The sequence below is a fragment of the Pseudomonas fluorescens genome (assembly GCF_012974785.1).
Lineage (GTDB): Bacteria > Pseudomonadota > Gammaproteobacteria > Pseudomonadales > Pseudomonadaceae > Aquipseudomonas > Aquipseudomonas fluorescens_BT.
The window spans coordinates 2,691,526-2,710,537 of sequence record NZ_CP027561.1 but is presented as its reverse complement, the minus strand read 5'-3'; the positions used below and the strand labels follow the sequence as shown (position 1 = coordinate 2,710,537).

The 19,012-nt window shown below is 61.3% G+C and carries 21 protein-coding genes, 2 pseudogenes and 1 riboswitch; of the genes and pseudogenes, 15 read left to right on the top strand and 8 right to left on the bottom strand.

All coding sequences use genetic code 11. From position 1 onward, the window contains the following. Positions 1–106 precede the first annotated feature (106 nt). Entirely contained in the window at positions 107–487 is a 381-nt protein-coding gene (locus C6Y56_RS12020) for a RidA family protein (RefSeq protein ID WP_007955413.1), read from the bottom strand. A gap of 501 nt (positions 488–988) precedes the next feature. Between C6Y56_RS12020 and C6Y56_RS12015 the strand changes: the two genes are divergently transcribed. Both C6Y56_RS12015 and C6Y56_RS12010 read left to right on the top strand, forming a co-directional pair. Continuing rightward, the gene (locus C6Y56_RS12015) at positions 989–1,372 is read left to right on the top strand and encodes a DUF6124 family protein (RefSeq protein WP_169430051.1); all 384 of its coding nucleotides are present in this window, start codon (positions 989–991) and stop codon (positions 1,370–1,372) included. Between the two features lie 223 nt (positions 1,373–1,595). Then, a complete protein-coding gene (locus tag C6Y56_RS12010) occupies positions 1,596–3,272 on the top strand; it encodes an MFS transporter (RefSeq protein ID WP_169430050.1) in 1,677 nt (558 codons plus the stop codon). A gap of 35 nt (positions 3,273–3,307) precedes the next feature. Here C6Y56_RS12010 and C6Y56_RS12005 read toward each other — a convergent pair whose 3' ends face one another. Genes C6Y56_RS12005 through C6Y56_RS11985 form a run of 5 tightly spaced genes read right to left on the bottom strand, consistent with a single transcriptional unit; the run spans position 3,308 to position 8,105 of the window. After that, positions 3,308–5,341: an LTA synthase family protein gene (locus C6Y56_RS12005; protein ID WP_169430049.1), complete on the bottom strand. Its 2,034-nt coding sequence runs from the start codon at positions 5,339–5,341 to the stop codon at positions 3,308–3,310. 3 nt (positions 5,342–5,344) lie between these two features. Next, the gene (locus C6Y56_RS12000) at positions 5,345–5,947 is read right to left on the bottom strand and encodes a hypothetical protein (RefSeq protein WP_169430048.1); all 603 of its coding nucleotides are present in this window, start codon (positions 5,945–5,947) and stop codon (positions 5,345–5,347) included. Then, positions 5,947–7,242: a sialidase family protein gene (locus C6Y56_RS11995; RefSeq protein ID WP_169430047.1), complete on the bottom strand. Its 1,296-nt coding sequence runs from the start codon at positions 7,240–7,242 to the stop codon at positions 5,947–5,949. Before C6Y56_RS11995 ends, C6Y56_RS12000 begins: the two co-directional genes overlap by 1 nt. Positions 7,243–7,293: 51 nt before the next feature. Then, entirely contained in the window at positions 7,294–7,839 is a 546-nt protein-coding gene (locus tag C6Y56_RS11990; protein WP_169430046.1) for a cytochrome b/b6 domain-containing protein, read from the bottom strand. Next, on the bottom strand, positions 7,839–8,105 hold the full coding sequence (locus tag C6Y56_RS11985) for a PepSY domain-containing protein (RefSeq protein ID WP_114882494.1): 267 nt from the start codon (positions 8,103–8,105) through the stop codon (positions 7,839–7,841). The genes C6Y56_RS11990 and C6Y56_RS11985 overlap by 1 nt, the downstream gene beginning before the upstream one ends. Positions 8,106–8,275: 170 nt before the next feature. On the opposite strand from C6Y56_RS11985, the gene C6Y56_RS11980 reads away from it, so the two are divergent. From C6Y56_RS11980 to C6Y56_RS11945, 8 genes and pseudogenes are all read left to right on the top strand, one after another. Then, a complete protein-coding gene (locus tag C6Y56_RS11980) occupies positions 8,276–8,938 on the top strand; it encodes a response regulator (RefSeq protein WP_169430045.1) in 663 nt (220 codons plus the stop codon). Further along, positions 8,935–10,326: an ATP-binding protein gene (locus C6Y56_RS11975; RefSeq protein ID WP_169430044.1), complete on the top strand. Its 1,392-nt coding sequence runs from the start codon at positions 8,935–8,937 to the stop codon at positions 10,324–10,326. The genes C6Y56_RS11980 and C6Y56_RS11975 overlap by 4 nt, the downstream gene beginning before the upstream one ends. 29 nt (positions 10,327–10,355) lie before the next feature. Continuing rightward, positions 10,356–10,527: riboswitch (yybP-ykoY riboswitch) on the top strand. A 7-nt stretch (positions 10,528–10,534) separates the two neighbouring features. Then, a pseudogene (locus C6Y56_RS29555) lies at positions 10,535–10,603 on the top strand (hypothetical protein); the annotation flags it as partial. Between the two features lie 184 nt (positions 10,604–10,787). Then, positions 10,788–11,072 carry a FecR/PupR family sigma factor regulator gene (locus C6Y56_RS11965; protein WP_169430042.1) on the top strand — a complete coding sequence of 95 codons (285 nt, stop codon included), beginning with the start codon at positions 10,788–10,790 and terminating at the stop codon, positions 11,070–11,072. A 114-nt stretch (positions 11,073–11,186) separates the two neighbouring features. Further along, a complete protein-coding gene (locus C6Y56_RS11960; protein ID WP_169430041.1) occupies positions 11,187–11,681 on the top strand; it encodes a PaaI family thioesterase in 495 nt (164 codons plus the stop codon). 24 nt (positions 11,682–11,705) lie between these two features. Continuing rightward, on the top strand, positions 11,706–12,113 hold the full coding sequence (locus tag C6Y56_RS11955) for a RidA family protein (RefSeq protein WP_169430040.1): 408 nt from the start codon (positions 11,706–11,708) through the stop codon (positions 12,111–12,113). Positions 12,114–12,143: 30 nt separating this feature from the next. Then, complete coding sequence (locus C6Y56_RS11950) at positions 12,144–12,806, top strand: glutathione S-transferase family protein (RefSeq protein WP_169430039.1); 663 nt, start codon at positions 12,144–12,146, stop codon at positions 12,804–12,806. Positions 12,807–12,817: 11 nt separating this feature from the next. Further along, positions 12,818–13,015: pseudogene (locus C6Y56_RS11945) on the top strand (LysR substrate-binding domain-containing protein); the annotation flags it as partial. Here the strand turns inward: C6Y56_RS11945 and C6Y56_RS11940 are convergent. After that, positions 12,978–13,919, bottom strand: coding sequence for a LysR family transcriptional regulator (locus C6Y56_RS11940; RefSeq protein ID WP_169430038.1), 942 nt, complete (start codon positions 13,917–13,919; stop codon positions 12,978–12,980). The pseudogene C6Y56_RS11945 and the gene C6Y56_RS11940 sit on opposite strands and share 38 nt — an antisense overlap. A gap of 134 nt (positions 13,920–14,053) precedes the next feature. Here C6Y56_RS11940 and C6Y56_RS11935 point away from each other — a divergent pair, with 134 nt between their 5' ends. The 3 genes from C6Y56_RS11935 to leuD all read left to right on the top strand — a co-directional run bounded on the left by C6Y56_RS11935 (position 14,054) and on the right by leuD (position 16,626). Continuing rightward, a complete protein-coding gene (locus C6Y56_RS11935) occupies positions 14,054–14,476 on the top strand; it encodes a RidA family protein (RefSeq protein WP_169430037.1) in 423 nt (140 codons plus the stop codon). A gap of 116 nt (positions 14,477–14,592) precedes the next feature. After that, a complete protein-coding gene (gene leuC, locus C6Y56_RS11930; protein ID WP_169430036.1) occupies positions 14,593–16,014 on the top strand; it encodes a 3-isopropylmalate dehydratase large subunit in 1,422 nt (473 codons plus the stop codon). Between the two features lie 3 nt (positions 16,015–16,017). Continuing rightward, a complete protein-coding gene (leuD, locus tag C6Y56_RS11925; protein WP_169430035.1) occupies positions 16,018–16,626 on the top strand; it encodes a 3-isopropylmalate dehydratase small subunit in 609 nt (202 codons plus the stop codon). A 39-nt stretch (positions 16,627–16,665) separates the two neighbouring features. On the opposite strand, the gene C6Y56_RS11920 is transcribed toward leuD, so the two are convergent. Next, the gene (locus C6Y56_RS11920; protein ID WP_169430034.1) at positions 16,666–17,583 is read right to left on the bottom strand and encodes a LysR substrate-binding domain-containing protein; all 918 of its coding nucleotides are present in this window, start codon (positions 17,581–17,583) and stop codon (positions 16,666–16,668) included. A 548-nt stretch (positions 17,584–18,131) separates the two neighbouring features. Between C6Y56_RS11920 and C6Y56_RS11915 the strand changes: the two genes are divergently transcribed. Both C6Y56_RS11915 and C6Y56_RS11910 read left to right on the top strand, forming a co-directional pair. Further along, entirely contained in the window at positions 18,132–18,317 is a 186-nt protein-coding gene (locus C6Y56_RS11915) for a DUF1843 domain-containing protein (protein ID WP_169430033.1), read from the top strand. A gap of 34 nt (positions 18,318–18,351) precedes the next feature. After that, positions 18,352–18,984, top strand: coding sequence for a DUF1842 domain-containing protein (locus C6Y56_RS11910; protein WP_169430032.1), 633 nt, complete (start codon positions 18,352–18,354; stop codon positions 18,982–18,984). The last annotated feature ends 28 nt before the right edge of the window (positions 18,985–19,012 follow it).

The following is a 19,012-nucleotide window of genomic DNA, read 5'->3' as shown; positions in this document are numbered from 1 at the left end:
TCGCAAAAACTGAATCTCAAATCTGAATTTCAAATGGCGGCCCGAGTCGTTTGATTGATACTCAATGCCGCCATGCTGTTATCTGAAATAGCCGCTGACGCGTAAATCAGGCCTTGGCAGCCATCGCAGTCACTTCCACCTTCATCCCTTCAACCGCCAGCGCCGCCACACCCACCGCCGCTCGCACCGGCCAAGGCTTGGCGAAGTAGCGCTTGTACACCTCGTTGAACGCAGCGCGATCAGCCATGTCGGTCAGGTAAATGGTCAGGTGCAGCACGCGATCCATCGAACTGCCGGCCTTTTCCAGCGCCACTTTCAGCGCCTGCAGGGTGCATTCGCTTTGCGCAGTGACATCGCCCAGTTCCAGGCTGCCATCGGCACGGGTCGGAATCTGGGTCGACATCAGGATGCCGTTGAATTCGGTCACGTCCGAAGAGATCGAGTCTGCATCCGGATCCGGGGTGTAGGTGATGTCTTGGTTGGCCATGGGAAAGTCCTTCGCTGGCAGTGAGGACGGCGCGATCGCGCGCCGTTTCGGGCGGCCAGTTTACAGACACAACGGCGGGTTTGAAGCCATGGCGGCTTTCAGGGTGGATTCTGACGGATGTTTCAGTGTGTTTTGTGGGCCGCTAAACACGTTTCGATGCGTGTGTTTAAAGACACTTTGAGTTACGCGCAATTGCCCACAAATCCTTGCGCCAGCGCCTACGGCTACGCCAGAATCCGCCGGCTTGTGCGCCCTGGGGTCGGCCGGTAACTTGGATCGGGTCACTGATTCGCAGTGATCGGGTTTAGCAGCCCGTTGAGTCAAGCCGTACAAGCCTCTATCAAATCAGGTATCTCTGAGCTTGATGGTGGCTGTGCGCAGGGCACCTTCGGGTGCGCCGATTGCTTGGCTCATCGGTCTGCTAACCTGCGCGCAGCTGCCACCCTAATTCGTTTAGCAGCGAGATGGTTGCAGCCTCACTCCTTAGAGAGGTTAGAGCCAATGTTCAAAGTAACTCCGAATCCCCCGGTCACCGAACCGGCCAGCATCACCGACCCAACTTCCCCCTACGAATGCCCTGATTCGAAGAAATTCAACGAAGCTGCCAACCGCGCCCTCGACTACCACCTCGGCCCGATGACAGCCCACATGATGGCCGCGCCCTACTCACCCAACCGCCTCTACCAGACCAACCCGGCCAGCAGCAACGAATCCCTGCTGGTCGACGCCGCCGAAACCCTCGGCTCGGCCAACGTCATGCTCAACAACTTCGCCGACCTCCTCCAGGGCCCCCACCGCAAGACTGCGCAAGGTATTGCGCAGGTGGTGATGTTGGCGGAACTGGCGGTGAATCAGGTTCTGGATAAGGTCGTACCGACCGAGTAATACCTAGCGGCGGGGTCTCCCCGCCGTCACTGAGTTGTTTGATAACTCTTCGCAACTGGATATCCCCCAAACCCAATTATGCTCAATAGAACCTCGCCCAATCCGCGAGGCCGTCAGTCTGTCCGCGCTCCCCCACCCGGTGAAGCGCAACACCCCAGGCCACGGGTACAGCAACACTGATAGGTGCTCCGGCCTACAAAAACAAGCACAACGGAGAACACCCATGGCCGTACTCGACAGCATGTCCACCGGCAGTGCCCCGCACCACAGTGTCAGCCGTGAGGAGCGCAAGGTCATCTTCGCCTCGTCCCTCGGCACGGTGTTCGAGTGGTACGACTTTTACCTTTACGGCTCCCTTGCCGCGATCATCGCCAAGCACTTCTTTGCCGGGGTCAACGAGACCACCTCGTTCATCTTCGCCCTGCTCGCCTTCGCCGCCGGTTTTGCGGTGCGGCCGTTTGGGGCGGTGGTGTTCGGGCGGCTGGGGGACATGATCGGGCGCAAGCACACGTTTCTGATCACGATTGTGATCATGGGTGTGTCGACGGCGATTGTGGGCTTCCTGCCCGGTTACGCGACCATCGGAGTCGCGGCGCCGATCATTCTGATTACCCTGCGCCTGCTGCAAGGTCTGGCGCTGGGCGGTGAATACGGCGGCGCGGCGACCTATGTCGCCGAGCATGCGCCGAAGGGCAAACGCGGGTATTTCACCTCGTGGATTCAGACCACCGCGACGCTGGGGCTGTTTCTGTCGCTGCTGGTGATTCTGGCTTGCCGCACGGCGCTGGGCACCGAGGCGTTCGAGGCCTGGGGCTGGCGGATTCCGTTCCTGCTGTCGATCCTGCTGCTGGCGGTCTCGGTATACATCCGGCTGCAACTGAACGAGTCGCCGGTGTTCAAGAAAATGAAGGAAGAAGGCAAATCCTCGAAAGCCCCGCTGACCGAGTCTTTTGCCCGTTGGGACAACCTGAAAATCGTGATCATGGCCCTGCTCGGCGGCACCGCCGGCCAAGCGGTGGTCTGGTACACCGGGCAGTTCTACGCGCTGTTTTTCCTCCTGCAAACACTGAAGATCGACCCGCAGACCGCCAACCTGCTGATCGCCGGTTCGCTGCTGATCGGCACGCCGTTCTTCGTGATTTTCGGCAGCCTGTCCGACCGCATCGGGCGCAAGGGCATCATCATGGCCGGGTGCATTCTGGCGGCGGTGACCTACTTCCCGATCTTCCATGCGCTGACCCAGTACGGTAACCCTGATGTCTTCGTCGCTCAGGAGAAGAACCCGGTCAAAGTGGTCGCCAGCCCTGACCAGTGCTCGTTCCAGTTCGATCCGGTGGGCAAGGCCAAATTCACCAGCTCCTGCGACCTGGCGAAAACCCTCCTGGCCAAACGGGCGATCCCGTACGAAAACGTGGTGGCGGAACCGGGCACCGTGGCCCAGGTGCGCATTGGTGACAAAGTCATCGAAAGTTTCGAAGGCACCGCCCTGCCGGCCGCCGACTTCAAAGCCCGCAACGACGCCTTTACCGCCAGCCTCAGCACCGCGTTGAAAGAGGCCGGCTACCCGGAAAAGGCTGACCCGGCCAAGACCAATTACCCGATGGTCCTGATCCTGCTGACCGTACTGGTGATCTACGTGACCATGGTTTACGGCCCGATTGCGGCGTGGCTGGTCGAGTTGTTCCCGGCGCGCATCCGCTACACCTCGATGTCGCTGCCCTACCACATCGGCAACGGCTGGTTTGGCGGGTTCCTGCCGACCGTGGCGTTTGCGATGGTCGCGGCCACCGGGGATATCTACTACGGCTTGTGGTACCCGATTGTCATCGCGGTAATGACGGCGATTCTCGGGATCTTCTTCATGCCGGAAACCAAGGATCGCGACATCCATCACACCTGAAACCGGGGCGGCCCTCTTTCATCGAGAGAGGGCCGTCAACGCACGTTGCGATACAGCATCAACCGTGCGCTTTCGTGCAGCCCCCGCGTCAGCTCGACCAGTCGTTGAAACTCCTCAGGATGCGCATCAGCCACATTCTCCAGCGGTGTCGCCGATTTCAAGTCATGCAGCGTCGGCGCGCTGCCGTCGTGTTGCATTTGCAGCAGATGGTCCTTGGTCACCCCGCCAATCAGCGGAAACGTCCCCTCGCGCAACACCAGCGGCACCACTCGCTCGCCTTCGGGTGCCGGTTGCTGCAGGTCGCGACCCATGGCGCGGTTCTCGAAAGCCACGCCGGCCATGCCCGCCACCGTCGGCAACAGATCGGCAAGCCCCACCGCTTCTTCGATCACCTTGGGTTTGAGCAGGCCCGGCGCATGAATCAGCATCGGTACATGGTTGCTCTCCAGCCCCAGTTGTTCGAAGGCTGGCGGCATGTGCGGGATGCGGCTGATGCGGGTGTTGTGGTCACCGAAGAACACGAAAATCGTGTTGTCGTAATAGCCGCCGGCCTTGGCCAGTTCCATCAGGCGACCGATGTTGAAATCCAGCAGCCGCACGGCGTTGTATTGCTCGACGCTGCGTGAACCGGCGTTTTGCACCTGTTCCAGCGACAGGTTGCTGACCTCGAAGCCGTCGTTGTCTCTGGGAATGGTGAAAGGCCGGTGATTGCCCGACGTTTGCACGTAGGCGAAGAACGGTTTGTCCTTGGGCAGTGCGCGCAGGATCTCATCGCCTTCCTTGAACAGGTCCAGATCGGAAATCCCCCACACATCCACACGTGGCGAACGCCAGTCGCGCTCCTCGTACAGACGCACGCCGTCGATGCTTTGCTGGATCAGCGCATTGATGTTGGCCCAACCGGCGTTGCCGCCGATCATGTAGAGCTTCTGGTAATCGGTGAACGCATTGATCAGCGTGTGCTGGTTGGTGATCAGCGGATGACGGGTGGCGGTCTCCTGCCGGGTGACGTCGGGAACGCCGGTGATGCTCGCCCACACGGTTTTTGCAGTGCCGGTGACCGGGACGTAGAAGTGTTTGAAGAACCAGCTCTCACCTGCCAGACGATCAAGGTTGGGCGTGGGGTTTAACGGGTTGCCATACGCCCCCACCGCGCTGGTGCCCAGGGATTCGAGCATGACGAACATCACGTTAGGTGCCCGCTCGGCCGCGACGCTGTAGGGCTGTACGGCTTGCCGGCGCTCGAATGCAAGGCTTTGCGCATCCGCTCGATCCACTCCCAGATACCTGGAAATGACCGGGTAATGCGCCCGCACTTGCGCCTCGTCGAATTGCGCCTGGCCGGCCTTGAGCGTGTCGTAGAGGAACAGCACCGGATTCAGGCCCACGGCGGCGATCTGTCCGTTGCCGGAAAAGAACGCATCGCTCCAACGCAGCGGTACCGGATTTTCCAGGTTGAGTTTGTCGACCCGGCCCAACAGCGCCAGCAGCACAGCCACCAATCCGAGCCCCGCGCCCACGGCGACTGAGCTGCGGCGGATCACTTGAGGTTCACGGGCCAGCGTCAACCGTTCCAGTCGCACAAACCCGTAGAACCACAGCGCCAGAACCGCGAGCCAGCCCAGCGCAATCCACAGCACCGGATAGGTTTCCCGGACCATCTGCTGCGAGATCTGCGCATCGTCCAGATAACGCAATACCGTGGCGTTGATCCGCACGCCGAGGTAGGCGTAATGGCCAAAATCGATGATGTAGACCAGTCCGATCACCCCCAACGCCAGCAGCAGATAAACCCGGGCCACGCCGCGCAGTAACGGCACTGTGGTCAGGTTCCAGCGCGGCAGCCACGCCAGCACCGCCAATGGCAGCACCAGCAACAGCGCCAGCCTCAAGTCGAAACGAAACCCGATGCCCAGGGTTTGCAACCATTGCGGGTCGGCAAACAACTGCGCGACATCCACCCCGGAAAACCCCATCAAGAACACCAGCCGCAGCAAGGCAAACAGCAGAAACGCCAAACCTGTCGCGCCCACGCCATAGCGCAGGCGGCGCGATTGCAACCACCCCATCATTTACCTCTGTGTCGTTCGTTCGGATTGCAGGTGTTGCCACGCTGCTTTGGCGAGAAATGCGAAACCGGCAATCAGGCAATAACCCGCCAGCAAAGGGTCGATCAGGTAATCCCAATAGTTTTCCGAAGGTTTGAGTCGCAGCGCGAACGCCAGAGTTGCCAGCGCCAACATCGCCACGCCGAGCGTATTGCGCAGTCGCAAGAGCACCAGTGTCGCCAGCCCGACAACCACGATCATCGGTCGGGGATTGAAGCCCCAACGGTAAGGATCGACATACGTCAGGCCCATCGTCGCCGGGTACAGCAGCACCGTCAGTACCACGAACAACCCCAAAACCTGCGCCCGCGCCAGCGGTTTGAGTGGGTGAACCACACCGAGGCGCAACAACGCGGCCCAGCCAAGAAACACCAGCGTGGTGATCGCCAGGTCATCGGTAAAACTGCGCACATATGCCGCCAGCGGCAGGCCATTGAGCGGAATGAAGCTGACCAGCGCCAACGCCGGCAACAGCCACGGCCGCCAGCGCCGGGTAAATTGCAGGGAGCCCAGCAGGACAAAACCGAGCAGGATGAAACTCAAATGGGCTTGCCAGAGAAACAGCATCACAGGCGCTCCGCCAGCCAGGCATCGTTGAAGCTGACATGTTTGATGAAGGTGTTGTTCCAGGAATACACCAGGTGATAGAGGCCATCGCTGCCACGACTGAAGTACGGGTATTCGTACTCGAACTCACAGCCTTCGGGTTTGCACACGCGGTAGTCGAGGTTGCTCAGAAAGCGTTGCTCCAGCGGCAGACGCTGCGCCCCGCTCGATGCCCGAAAGCCTTCGCCGATGATTGCCTTGTAGGCCTCGGGCGAAAACGGCTGGCCGAGGGGATCGGGGGACTGGTCGAGTTCGATCACGTTGCGCCAGTCGTTGAGATTCGCATCGGTGCCGTACAGGCTGAGCTTGAAGCGACCGTCACGCAGGTCATTGAGCGCCACCAGCAAACCGTCATCGGCGGTGCCCACCGCCGCCAGCGACGAGTTGGGGTTGGCCGGTTCCAGCGGATACGGCTCGCTCCAGGTCTGCCCGGCGTCTTCGGTACGGCTGGCCAGCACCTTGTGATGGGTTTCACCGGCATAACGCAGCATCGCCACGGCGCGGCGTTCGTCCTGCGGCACGATGGTCGGTTGCAGCGAATGCTTGCCGCGACTGATGCGGAATTTGTCGATCACCGCGCCATCCGCACTCAGGTACAGGTACTCGGCGAACTTGCCCATGAACTCGTGATACACCGGCAGGCCAATCGAGCCGTCGGCATGGAACACCGGCGCGGCGCGCACCAGGGTGCTGATGTTGAAGAACGGCGAGGTGATCAGCTGTCGCGGCGCCGTCCAGTTGCGCCCCAGGTCATCGGAGACCATCACGTTGATCGCGCTGGTAGCCCAGCCGCCGACGGACACCGACACGTAGAACATCCACAAGCGCTGGTCAGGCGCCAGGGCGATCACCGGGTTGCCAAGCTTGCGGATATAGCGCTGGGTGCCGGCGACGGTGGATTCGCGAGTGGCCAGCACCTGTTCGGCGCCCCACTCTGCGGTCTTGGCGTTGAAGCGCGCGGTGCGGATCTGCACATCGGCGGCGCCCTCCCGGGAGCCGGCAAACCACACGGCCATCAAGTCGCCGCCGGGCAGCGCGGTGACCGAAGACGAGTGCACGAAATCATCCAGTTCCGAGGACACGAAACGGCTGCTGTACATCGGCTCGGCCGGATTTGCCGAAGCCTGGGCGACAGGCGTTTCAACCGCGAACGGCGCCAGCACGTGCTCAGGGTGACTGCGCCACGCGGCGATAAAAATCAGGCTCACGACGAGCGCGGCGACAACGAATCTCAAACGAAAGGACAAGGCACGCATAGGCAGCTCATGGCAGTTACGAGATGGCAAACCATCGAAAGAACCTCCCTGTCACGGGCCCGGATCGTCCGGCAAGCGACGCCGGCGTCCGGTGAGCATCGACAACGGCAGGTTGTCGCGCACCTGAACACTTTCAAACAGCGCGGCCGCGATGTGCACGATGACCAGCGCCAGCAAAACATCGGCGGCCGTTTCGTGGACTTGCAGCGGCCAGTCGGCGCCCCACAGGACGTCGATTTCTTCCATGGCCCAGCCACTGACGCCGACAGTCAGCATCGCCAGCAGCATCGCAAGCATCACCAGCGCGCCGATCGGCGAATGCCCGAGACGATGTTCGGGGCGCCCGGCGATCAGCGACCGGGCATGGGCCGCGAGCCGTGACGGCGTCGGCCAGAAGTCCGACCAACGCGCACTGCGCGGCCCGACGAATCCCCACACCAGACGCACCAACAGCCAGCCCATGGCGTAATAACCGAGCCAGACATGCCAGTCGTCGCCGGCCTCATTGAAGAAGTAGTTGGCGGCAAAGACCCCGGCGATGGACAGGTGAAACACCCGTACCACCGGGTCCCAGAGGCGCAGGGACTCGCGTGGCATCAGCCCTTGATCTCGGTTTTCACCGCTTTGCCGCTGACCGGGTCGTGGTAGATCTCGACCTTGCGTTTGTCCTTGTCGAAGCCGTAGATCTCGTAGCAGTTGCCGTCGGTGACCTTGAACTTGCTGATTTCATACCCCTGGGATTTCAGCTGTTCCTGAAACGCTTTCTGGTCCTGCCACTGCGAACGTTCGGCCGTGGTGCATTGCGGGCCGGCGACGGCCAGGGGGCTGGCGACAATCAGGGACAACAGCACAAGTTTGCGCATGGAAGCACTCTCGCTGGATGGGAAAGGCTTCACTGTGCAAAACCAAGCTTAGCGAAAGCTTAGTTGGCAACGAGCCGTTACATCTTCGCCGCCACAAGGGCTGCCAAGGCAGCAAGGCGAGCGGCATGATGCCGCCGATCACGCGCCCGATTTCCTACAGAGAAAATGCCATGCGCCTACTTCTGGTTGAAGATGACCGTGCCCTCGGTCAGGGCATCCGCGTCGCCCTGAGCAACGAGGGTTACACCCTTGACTGGCTGCAGGACGGCGTCAGTGCGCTGCACGCGTTGCGCAGCGAAAGCTTCGATCTGTTGTTGCTCGACCTCGGCCTGCCAAGGCTCGACGGGCTGACGCTGCTGCAACAATTGCGGGCCACGCAACATGATTTGCCGGTGCTGATCCTCACCGCCCGCGACGGCACCGCCGAACGCATCGCCGGGCTGGATGCCGGCGCCGACGACTATCTGGTCAAGCCATTCGATGTCGACGAACTCAAGGCGCGTATCCGCGCTTTGCTGCGACGCAGTCAGGGGCGTGCGCAACCGGTGCTGGAACACGCCGGCGTCTGCCTCGACCCGAGCAGCCAGCAAGTCACCTGGCAAGGCAGCACGGTGGTGGTCACACCGATGGAATATCAGCTGTTGCACCAACTGATGGCCCGTCCCGGCAAGGTTGTTACCCGCGAACGCCTGTCGCGCACGCTGTACGGCTGGCAGGAACGGGTCGAAAGCAACACGCTGGAAGTGCTGATCCATAACCTGCGCAAGAAACTTTCGACCGAACTGATCCGCACCGTGCGCGGCGTGGGTTACGTCGTGGAGCTCAAGCCATGAACTCGATACGCGCACGGATTCTGCTACCGGTGCTGATTCTGGTATTGCTCGGCGATGTGCTGATCAGTTGGGCGGTGTTGCGCTACAGCCATCATGAGGTCGAAGAAATCTACGACGCCCAATTGGCGCAGAGTGCGCGTTTGCTGCAAGCCGTGCTCGCGCAACGCGCACCCGGTGACAACGATTGGGAGCGTCTGCACCAGGCCTTCGATGAAGCAATGAGTCGGGTCGGCGATGGCGAGGCGGCGCATCCCTACGAGACGCGGCTGACCTTTCAGGTCTGGCGCAATGACGGCCAGTTACTGATGCGCTCGGCCGAAGCCCCGATTCTGGATGCACCACCCGCCACCCTCGGCGCCCATGACTTGTTGGAGAACGGCCGCGACTGGTGCGCCTTTCTGCTCAAGGACCCGCGACAGGACTTGTTGATCTGGGTCGGCGAACGCGACGACATCCGCCAGGACCTGATCACCCGCATCGTCGGCCATACCCTGTGGCCGAGCCTGATCGGCGTGCCGCTGCTGACTATCCTGATCTGGCTGGCCATCGGCTGGGGCTTGCAGCCGTTGCGCGCCATGGCCCGGTCGATTCGCGGCCGCGACACCGACACCCTGAAACCGCTGCACCTGAGCCCCCTGCCCCAGGACCTGGAGCCGATGCAGACTGCGCTCAACCGCTTGCTGCAACAGATCGACAACCTGCTGGCCCGGGAGCGACGCTTTATCGCCGACGCCGCTCACGAGCTGCGTACGCCACTGGCGATCCTGCGGATTCATGCACAGAACGCGCAGTTGGCGGGCACCGCGCAACAACGCGAAGAAGCACTGGAGTTTTTGGTCAGTGCCGTGGACCGCGCCACGCGCATCGCCAGCCAATTGCTGACCATGGCGCGCATCGAACCGCGTCTGGCATCCCCGGAGAACACCCATGTCGAACTGACCGCCCTGGTGCGCGAGGAACTGGCTGAACTGACACCGCTGGCCCTGGAAAAAGACGTCGACCTGATCCTCGACAGCGACCATCACTGCCCGGTCGATACCGATCCGGTGGCGTTGGCCATCGCTCTGCAAAATCTGGTAACCAATGCGCTGAACTTCGCCCCGCGCGGCAGCGAGGTGCGGATTCAGGTGCAGCCACAGGCCTGCGGTTCAGTGTCGATCAGCGTCGAAGATGCCGGCCCTGGCATCGATGAGCAGCAATATGCGCGGTTGTTCGAACGTTTCTACAGCGAGGGCCACGCCAATGGCGCGGGTCTGGGGCTGGCCATCGTGCAGATGATCGTCAGCAAGATCGGCAGCACCTTGCAGCTGTACAACCGGCCTGAAGGCGGGTTGTGCGCCGAGCTGCGAATCCCTGCAGGATCAACCGAACCTGCGCCGGGCATTTAACGAAACTTTCATGTTTGCCTGCCCATGATCCGGGCCTTCGTTGGGGAGTAACCTGCTTCCGAGCCCCTCGGAAGCGTTCGTATCAACATATTCGGCAACATGCCGTGGTGCGAACACCTTCTGGTTGGTGAGACCGACGACACATCCATGCCGAAAGTCGGGCGTGTGGTTGTGTCGTTGACTCATGGCCCGACTGGAAGTATTGCCCGTGAATCCTGTTTCCCTGATTTTCCTCGCACTCGCCATGTCCACGGATGCCTTCGCGGCCGCCATCGGCGTGATGCTGGGCCGGGTGCTCGGCACCGTGGTCGGCAAGCGTGCGGAAATCGTCGGTGGCGGCGCGATTTGTCCGGCCGGCGCGCGTTCTGTCCGTCAGGCAGGCTAAATCCCTGTCGAACTTTGACGTTTTTTTTGCAAGAGGCAGGGTAAAGTGCCCTCTCCGGCCATCCTGGAAGCAGTCAATGAACCTCCAAAGCCCTCAAGACGCCGACGATGAAATCCTCAATCAGGCGGCGCACTGGTGCCTGCGCCTGCAAGACGAAACCTGTACACCTGACGAGCGCCAGGCCTTCCAGCAATGGATTCAGAGCAGCCCGCGCCATGCCTTCGAGTACGCAAAGATGCTTGAGGTCTGGGAGTTGAGCGATCAATTGCCCGACGAGCACGACGCATCGAAAAAACGCAAAGCCACGAGCCTGCCCTGCAGCTTTGAAGAGTTTCAACGCAATCTGGCGCAGCGCAATTAGCATCGTGCGGGTATCGACGCCAACAGCGGCAGGCGTCACTCGAGGCAACGCCTTGTCCTTGATTCAGGGTTAGAATCCCCCGGTTTGGCTAACCCGTTTAAGGATGATCCCGGCATGTCCCCTCTCGACACCTCCCTGCAAGACTCCGCCGCCCCCGACGGCGTCTGCTTCGGCTGCGGCAGCAGCAACCCGCACGGCTTGCACATCAAGAGTTTCTGGCATGAGGACGGCGTGCACGTCATGGCCGAGCACGTGCCCGAAGCCAAATACTGCGGCTGGCCGGAGCTGGTCTACGGCGGCCTGATCGCGATGCTGGTGGATTGCCATTCCAACTGGACCGCAATGGCTTATCACTACCGCGCCGAAGGGCGCGAAGCCGAGAGCTTGCCGCGCATCAACTGCGTCACCGGCAACCTCGGCATCAAATTCATCAAGCCGACGCCGATGGGCGTACCGCTGACGTTGAAGGCAAAAGTCGAGGGTGAAGTCGGGCGCAAGAGCCGGGTGATCTGCGAGGTGTACGCCGGGGATGTGCTGACGGCGGTGGGTGACTCAGTGTTCGTTCGGGTGGATACCGAGCAGTTGGCGGCGGCCGCGCACGGTCGCTGAAATCCGTCATTGAAGGAAAACACGATGCCCGATCGCGAAATCATCATCCCCGAATCCATGAAACCCATCGTCGAACGCGCCGGTTACGCCCCGGCGGTTCTGGTCGGCAATACGCTTTACTGCGCCGGTCAGGTGGGCCGGACAGCTGATTTGAAAGTCATCGAGGACCCCGAGCAGCAATTCATCCGCGCCTGGGAAAACCTCGACGAGGTGTTGAAGGCTGGCGGTTGCAGCTTCGACGATGTAGTGGAGATGACCACCTATCACGTCGACATGAGCCGGCACATGCCAGTGTTTCGCGAGGTGAAGAATCGCGTTTTCCCCAAAGGCTTCTGCGCCTGGACCTGCGTCGGCGTCAGCGAACTGGCCCATCCGGGGCTGCTGGTGGAAATCAAATGCGTGGCCGTGCGCAGGCGGGCTATACCTGAGTAACGCCATTTCCCCTCATCGAGGTGTTGAACGATGGACTTGACCCTCTATTACCACCCGTTGTCGTCCTACTGCCACAAAGCGCTGATCGCCCTCTACGAACACGGCGTCGCCTTCGAAAAACGCTTGATCGACCTCTCCAGCGAAGCCGAACGGGCCGAGCTGCAGGCGTTGTGGCCGCTGGTCAAATTCCCGGTGCTGCGTGATCACGCCCGCCAGCGCACAGTGCCGGAGTCGAGCGTGATCATCGAGTACCTGGATCATCAACCGGGACAGTCAAAGCGACTGATTCCCGAAGACTGGGAGACCGCGCTGGACGTGCGTCTGTGGGACCGCTTCTGCGACCATTACGTGATGACGCCGATGCAGCAGATCGTCGCCGACCGCATCCAGTCCGCCCAGGGCGACCTGAGCAGTCAGCGGGCAATGCTGGCCACGGCGTACGGCATGCTCGAACAACAACTGGCCGACCGCGAATGGATCGCCAGCGCGGATTTCAGCCTGGCCGATTGTTCCGCCGCACCGGCCCTGTTCTACGCCAGCACGCTGGTGCCGTTTGCCGCCGACCACCCTCGCCTGAGCGACTATTTCGAGCGGCTGGTTCAGCGTCCGTCGTTCAATCGGGTCATCGAAGAAGCCAAACCGTGGTTTGACTTCTATCCCTTTGCCGAAGCCCTGCCTCAACGTTTCCGCTGAGGCATAGCCTTGCGTGCTCAGGTCTGGGGATCGCGCTGGTCAGCCAGTTGCTCAGCCGCAAGGCCCGGGCCGACGGGCTGTTGCAGCCTTTGGTGGATGACACCATTCGCGGCCCGAACTGGGCACTGCTGGCCCACCGCAACAGCGAAAACGATCCGATGGCCCGCAGTTTTATCGAGTGGTTGCTGGCGAACCTGAGCGATCCATGACCGGTGCGTGGCGGGCCATCACCTCGGCGATCCAGTCGATGAACACCCGCAACTTGCGGCTGATGTGGCGGTTCGGCGGGTACGCGACGTAAAGCGGCATCGGATCGAGGCACCAGTCTTCGAACAGCGGCACCAGCTCCCCGTTGGCCTCTCGGGCCCTGGACATGTACTTGGGCAACCACAACACGCCCAGCCCCGCGAGGCCCGCCGCCAGGTAAGCATTGCCGTCATCCACCGCCAGCACGTGGCGGCCCTTGATCTGCAAGTCTTCGTGTTCGTTGTGCAGGGCGTACGGCACCGGTTTGCCGGTGCGCGCCCAGAGGAAACCGACTACCCGGTGATGGGAATCTTCCAGCTCACGGGGGTGCGCCGGGGTGCCGGAACGGGCCAGATAGCTCGGCGCGGCATACACGCCGAGCTGAAGATCCGCCACCTTCCGGGCCATCAGTGACTGATCCCGCAGCTCGCCCCCGCGCACCACGCAATCGACGTTTTCATCAATGATGTCGACGATCCGATCGCTGACGCCCATGTCGATCTGGATCTGCGGATAACGTGCGTAGAACTCCGGCAGCGCCGGCACCAGAATCAGATTGGCCAAAGGGCTAGGCACATCGACCCGCAAGCGGCCCTTGGGCTGCGCTGCCGCGCCGGGAAGACTGGTCTCGGCATCGTCCATGTCCGCCAGCAACTTGATCACCCGCTCGTAATAGGCCGCGCCGTCCGCCGTGACGTTGACCTTGCGCGTGGTGCGGTTGAGCAACTTCACTCGCAGCCGTGCCTCCAGTTGCTGGATGAGCTGGGTCACGGTGGTCTTGCTCATGTGCAGGGTCTCGGCGGCCTTGGTGAAACTGCCCGCCTCCACCACCCGGGCGAAGGCTTGCATCGCGTCAAAACGGTCCATATTCCCCCCCTGAAAGCGGCTCGATTGTTTGGGATTTACAAACAGTGATCGCCAAGGTTGCGCGTTTATCGCGCAGAGGCAAGTCCCTAGAGTTTCTCCATCAGAAGTTTTCACCCCATTGAAGGAGACACCCCATGACTGATGCCCAGCCAAAACGCGACGTGGTTTTCCCGCCCGGACGCCATGCGCTTTACGAGCGCAATCGTTATTCCCCGGCGGTTCGTTCCAACGGTTTTCTGTTTGTCTCAGGCCAGGTCGGCAGCCTCGAGGACGGCTCACCGGAACCGGATCTGAAACAACAGGTGCGCCTGGCCTTCACCAACCTCAATGCGATTCTCGGCGCAGCCGGCGGTAGCTTCGATGACGTGGTGGACGTGACCGTGTTCATGGTCGACCCGCAATCGACCTTCGAAACCATCTGGGAAGTGGTGCCGGAGTTCTGGGGCGAGGCGCCGCATCCGACCATTACGGCGGTCGGCGTGACGTGGCTGTATGGGTTTCAGTTCGAGATCAAGGTGATTGCCAAAGTGCCGGAGGAAACGCAGGCGAAAATCTGAGGCAATTGCTCACAATCCGTGTTCAACGGCTTCACTGAAGTGCTCTTGATGGCGTTTCGGCGATCAATGACTCTGTCCGAACGTTGTTTTTACACGGACAGAACAGAGCCGACACCATGCCCAGCCCGAGAACGCTGTACCAGAAGCACATCGACAGTCACACCGTCTGCGATCTCGACGATCAGGGCCACGTGCTGCTCTACATCGACCGTCAGGTCGCCAACGAATACACCAGCCCCCAGGCCTTCAGCGGTTTGCGCGACGCCGGACGCAAGGTCTGGCGTCCGGCTGCGACGCTGGCGGTGGTCGATCATGTGAACCCCACGGCGCCGATGCGCATTGCGACCATGCCTGACGCCGGGGGCGCGCGTCAGGTGTCGTACTTCGAAGAAAACTGCCGCGACTTCGGCATCGAGCTGTTCGATGTGCTGGACAAACGCCAGGGCATCGAACACGTCGTAGCGCCGGAACAGGGGTTCATTCTGCCGGGCATGGTGGTCGCGGCCGGTGACAGCCACACCACCACTTACGGCGCACTGGGTGCCTTCGGTTTCGGCATTGGCACCTCGGAAATCGAACACCTGCTGGCGACGCAGACCCTGGTCTACAAGCGCCTGAAAACCATGCGGGTGACGGTGAACGGCAAGCTCGGTGCGGGCATCACGTCGAAAGACATCATCATGGCCCTGATCGAAAGAATCGGTGCTTCGGGAGCAACCGGTTATGCCATCGAATTCACCGGCCCGGCGATCAGCGAGCTCAGCGTCGAAGCGCGCATGACCATCTGCAACATGGCGGTGGAAGCCGGCGCCCGTGGGGCGTTCATGGCGCCGGACGACAAGGTTTTCGCCTATCTGCAACTCAAGCCACGTGCGCCGAAAGGCGAACTCTGGGCGCTGGCGGTCGAGCGCTGGAAAGGCCTGCACAGCGACCAGGGTGCGGTGTTCGACAGTGAAGTCAGCCTGGATGTCTCGGCTCTGGAACCGATGGTCACTTGGGGCACCAGCCCGGATCAGGCCTCCCCGGTCGGCGGACGAGTGCCGGACCCGGCCAGCCAGCCCAATCCGATTCTGCGTCAGGGCCTGCAACGCGCCCTCGATTACATGGGCCTGACACCCGGCACGCCGTTGAGCGAAGTGGTGATCAGCCACGCCTTCATTGGGTCCTGCACCAATGCGCGGATCGAAGACTTGCGAGATGTGGCGCGTGTGGTGCGCGGCAGACACGTGGCGCCCCACGTACGGGCGATGATCGTGCCCGGCTCGACGCGGGTTCGCGATCAGGCGGAAGACGAAGGGCTGGCGCAGATCTTTCGCGACGCCGGTTTCGAATGGCGGCAATCCGGCTGCTCGATGTGTCTGGCGATGAACGACGACGTCCTCGCGCCGGGGGATCGCTGCGCGTCCAGCACCAATCGCAACTTCGAAGGTCGTCAGGGCGCGGGGGCGCGCACCCACCTGATGAGCCCGGCAATGGTCGCCGCAGCCGCCATCACCGGCCACTTGACTGACGTGCGCACCTTCGCGCCGGGAGTTTGAACCATGCAAGCGTTCACCACTATCAGCGGCAGCGCCGCGCCGTTTCTGGCGGCCAACATCGACACCGACGTGATCATGCCCAAGCAGTTCCTCAAGGGCATTGATCGTCAGGGGCTGGATCGGGGGTTGTTCTTCGATCTGCGCTTTCTGGCCTCGGGCGAGCCCAATCCCGGGTTCGTGCTCAATCAGCCCGCCTGGCAGGACGCAGCATTTCTGGTGACCGGCCCCAACTTCGGTTGCGGTTCCAGCCGTGAGCACGCAGTGTGGGGCCTGAAGCAGGTCGGAATCCGGGCGCTGATCGGCACCACGTTTGCCGGAATTTTCTACGACAACTGTCAGCGCAACGGCGTGTTGGCGATTCAGCTCGATGCCGCGCAGTTCAAACAGGTCGCCGAAGTCATCAGCGTTCAGGCGACCGCGTATATCCGCGTGAACCTGCCCGAGCAAACCATCGAACTGGCGGACGGAACACTGATCGGGTTCGAGATTGATGAGCTGCGCAAACAGTCACTGCTGCTGGGGCTGGACGCCATCGGCACGACGCTGCAACGGACCGAGCAGATTCGCGCCTTTGAAGCGCGTCATCTGGCGGAAAATCCCTGGTTGGGCTGAAAGCAAAAAACCGGGTGGCTCACTGAACCACCCGGTTTTTCATTGAACAGACAAGTCGCGAAAATACTCTTCGAGAAACTCTACACACACCCGCAACTTGGCCGACTCGCTGAGCCGCGTCGGGTACACCGCCCAGACGTTGGCGCTCTGGGTGTAATCCGCCAGTACCTGCACCAACCGCCCCTGTTCGAGCATCGGTTTGACGTCCCACATCGAGCGCAACAGAATCCCGCCGCCACTGAGCGCCCACTCCATCACGATTTCGCCGCTGTTGGAGGACAACGGGCCGCTGACCCGCACCGATTCCTGCTGCCCGTCCTTGGTGAGCTCCCAAATGCCGAACGCATTGTTGCGTTCCTTCAGCACCAGGCAATCATGGTCTTTCAGATCCTCGAGCGAATGCGGCGTCCCCCGGCGCTCAAGGTACTGCGGCGTGGCGCAAAGCACCCGTCGATTACTGACCAGTTTGCGCGCCAGGTGCTGGCCCGGCAGATCATCGCCGACAAGGATTTCCAGATCGAAGCCCTCGCCCACCAGATCGACCACGCGGTCGAACACGTCCAGGCGAATATCGAGCTTCGGGCAAGTCCGGGATAACTGGCTGATCGCCGGTGCGACGTGATTGCGACCGAAGCCGAAGCTGCTGCAAATGTGCAGCGACCCGGCTGGCTGGTGCCGGGCCTGGGCCATTTCGCCGAGAAAGTCATCGAAATCCCCCAGCAGCTTTTCCGCCCAGATGCGTACCCGCTCGCCATCGTCGGTCAGCGCGATGCGCCGGGTGGTGCGGTGCAACAGTTTTGTCGAGAGCGTGGTTTCGAGCATCGCGATGCGTTTGCTGACGTAGGCCGGCGAATAGCCCAACTCGTCGGCGGCGCTGGCAAAGCTGTTCTTGCGGATGACCGTCAGGAATACCTTGAGGTCTTCGGGCAAGGGAAACTGGTCACGATTCGTGTTCATACAGCGCGCTCCCCCACTGCTTGCTTCATGATTGGCGCAGGATAGCAGCGGCCATGACCGTTCGGCGCTTTTTCTGGCAGCCGCGAACAAACAGGGCTAGGGTTGCGTAGCTGGCGATATGCTGGCCACTTGGCAAACATCTTCGATGAGCGCCATCAGCAGCACTGGAAGATAAATCAGGGATGGTTTTTTGTGCTTGCGGGTTAATGCACTCTTGATGAGTGAGCGACCTATCCCTGTGTTTCGTTGCTTTCTATCAAGGACAGAAAGATGACCAACGTACAGGCGAACTTTTCCCCTTTGCCGCTCCGGCAAACCTCATTACTGACGCCCGATGCCAGGCCTGACGGTTTTGGCTGACGACGCCTGCGCGTGAGTCGGGACAGCCCCCTCACTCCCGCGCCACTCAACTGATCACTTCACCGGATCCGGACGGATCAGGCATTACCTCGCCAGTGATTCCTGGCGCTGGCTGTCGCCTGCCTGTCAGGGAAGGCGCCCCTTGCCTGAAGGGGACGTTTGGCAACCACCACGAGGAGACCCTCGATATGACTGGCTCAAAACACAACATGCCGCCTTACGGCGTCGCCATCCAGAGCGCCATCACTGGAGGCGATCTGCAACAGATGAAGAATTTGTTGAAGCAGCGCGATTCGACGAAGCCGGAAGCGAAGGAGCTGCAAACCGCGTACGAAAAACTGGCCAAGGAAGTTTCCCGCCTGGAAAAACACTAAGGCCATTTCCCACATTGCAATGGAGGCAATTCACATGTCTGGTTCAGTTCAGCAACAAAATGTCGGCTTGTTCCCCGTGAGCTACCGGATCGGTACGGGTCAGCCGGGGGCGCAAAGCCTTGCGCTCAACCTGCTGGTTTCCACACCACAGCATGAAGTCAGTGGCACCTCCGCCATCACTCAGGCAACCAACCCACCACTGGACATCGATTCGGATGTCTGGGGCGAATATACCTACCTGACGGTCATGAAGCCCGGTGTCAGTAAAATCCTGATTACCGCCGAGGGCAATGAAGGCGGCCCCGGCTCCAACTCCATCGTGAACTTCAAGATTCAACTGGTGGTCGGCACCGACTGGCGTGAAGGCGTGGCCAATTACGAGTATTTCGACGGACAACGCTGGCACGAACTGAACAACGTGCCGGCGCATCTGGTCGAGGCGCCCTCGAATGTCTTCCAGCCGTTCCATCCCGGTCCGGTGATTCTTCCGCATCCGCCGATCCTGCCGCTGTATGCCGCGCCGATCCAGAGCGCCATCGCCAGTGGCGACCTGGCCCAGATGAAAAACCTGGCGAAGCTCGCCCAGCAGCAACTGGATCAGCAACCCCAACTGCAGAAGGCACTGGACGCCGCCAAAAGCGAAATCAGCAAGCTGCAGGCCCGCTGATTCGACCACTGAGTCCGCCATTCACTTA

Coding starts and splice junctions, on each gene's coding strand:
- C6Y56_RS12020 (WP_007955413.1), bottom strand. CDS start 487: ATGGCCAACCAAGACATCACCTACACCCCGGATCCGGATGCAGACTCG.
- C6Y56_RS12015 (WP_169430051.1), top strand. CDS start 989: ATGTTCAAAGTAACTCCGAATCCCCCGGTCACCGAACCGGCCAGCATC.
- C6Y56_RS12010 (WP_169430050.1), top strand. CDS start 1,596: ATGGCCGTACTCGACAGCATGTCCACCGGCAGTGCCCCGCACCACAGT.
- C6Y56_RS12005 (WP_169430049.1), bottom strand. CDS start 5,341: ATGGGGTGGTTGCAATCGCGCCGCCTGCGCTATGGCGTGGGCGCGACA.
- C6Y56_RS12000 (WP_169430048.1), bottom strand. CDS start 5,947: ATGCTGTTTCTCTGGCAAGCCCATTTGAGTTTCATCCTGCTCGGTTTT.
- C6Y56_RS11995 (WP_169430047.1), bottom strand. CDS start 7,242: ATGCGTGCCTTGTCCTTTCGTTTGAGATTCGTTGTCGCCGCGCTCGTC.
- C6Y56_RS11990 (WP_169430046.1), bottom strand. CDS start 7,839: ATGCCACGCGAGTCCCTGCGCCTCTGGGACCCGGTGGTACGGGTGTTT.
- C6Y56_RS11985 (WP_114882494.1), bottom strand. CDS start 8,105: ATGCGCAAACTTGTGCTGTTGTCCCTGATTGTCGCCAGCCCCCTGGCC.
- C6Y56_RS11980 (WP_169430045.1), top strand. CDS start 8,276: ATGCGCCTACTTCTGGTTGAAGATGACCGTGCCCTCGGTCAGGGCATC.
- C6Y56_RS11975 (WP_169430044.1), top strand. CDS start 8,935: ATGAACTCGATACGCGCACGGATTCTGCTACCGGTGCTGATTCTGGTA.
- C6Y56_RS11965 (WP_169430042.1), top strand. CDS start 10,788: ATGAACCTCCAAAGCCCTCAAGACGCCGACGATGAAATCCTCAATCAG.
- C6Y56_RS11960 (WP_169430041.1), top strand. CDS start 11,187: ATGTCCCCTCTCGACACCTCCCTGCAAGACTCCGCCGCCCCCGACGGC.
- C6Y56_RS11955 (WP_169430040.1), top strand. CDS start 11,706: ATGCCCGATCGCGAAATCATCATCCCCGAATCCATGAAACCCATCGTC.
- C6Y56_RS11950 (WP_169430039.1), top strand. CDS start 12,144: ATGGACTTGACCCTCTATTACCACCCGTTGTCGTCCTACTGCCACAAA.
- C6Y56_RS11940 (WP_169430038.1), bottom strand. CDS start 13,919: ATGGACCGTTTTGACGCGATGCAAGCCTTCGCCCGGGTGGTGGAGGCG.
- C6Y56_RS11935 (WP_169430037.1), top strand. CDS start 14,054: ATGACTGATGCCCAGCCAAAACGCGACGTGGTTTTCCCGCCCGGACGC.
- leuC (WP_169430036.1), top strand. CDS start 14,593: ATGCCCAGCCCGAGAACGCTGTACCAGAAGCACATCGACAGTCACACC.
- leuD (WP_169430035.1), top strand. CDS start 16,018: ATGCAAGCGTTCACCACTATCAGCGGCAGCGCCGCGCCGTTTCTGGCG.
- C6Y56_RS11920 (WP_169430034.1), bottom strand. CDS start 17,583: ATGAACACGAATCGTGACCAGTTTCCCTTGCCCGAAGACCTCAAGGTA.
- C6Y56_RS11915 (WP_169430033.1), top strand. CDS start 18,132: ATGACTGGCTCAAAACACAACATGCCGCCTTACGGCGTCGCCATCCAG.
- C6Y56_RS11910 (WP_169430032.1), top strand. CDS start 18,352: ATGTCTGGTTCAGTTCAGCAACAAAATGTCGGCTTGTTCCCCGTGAGC.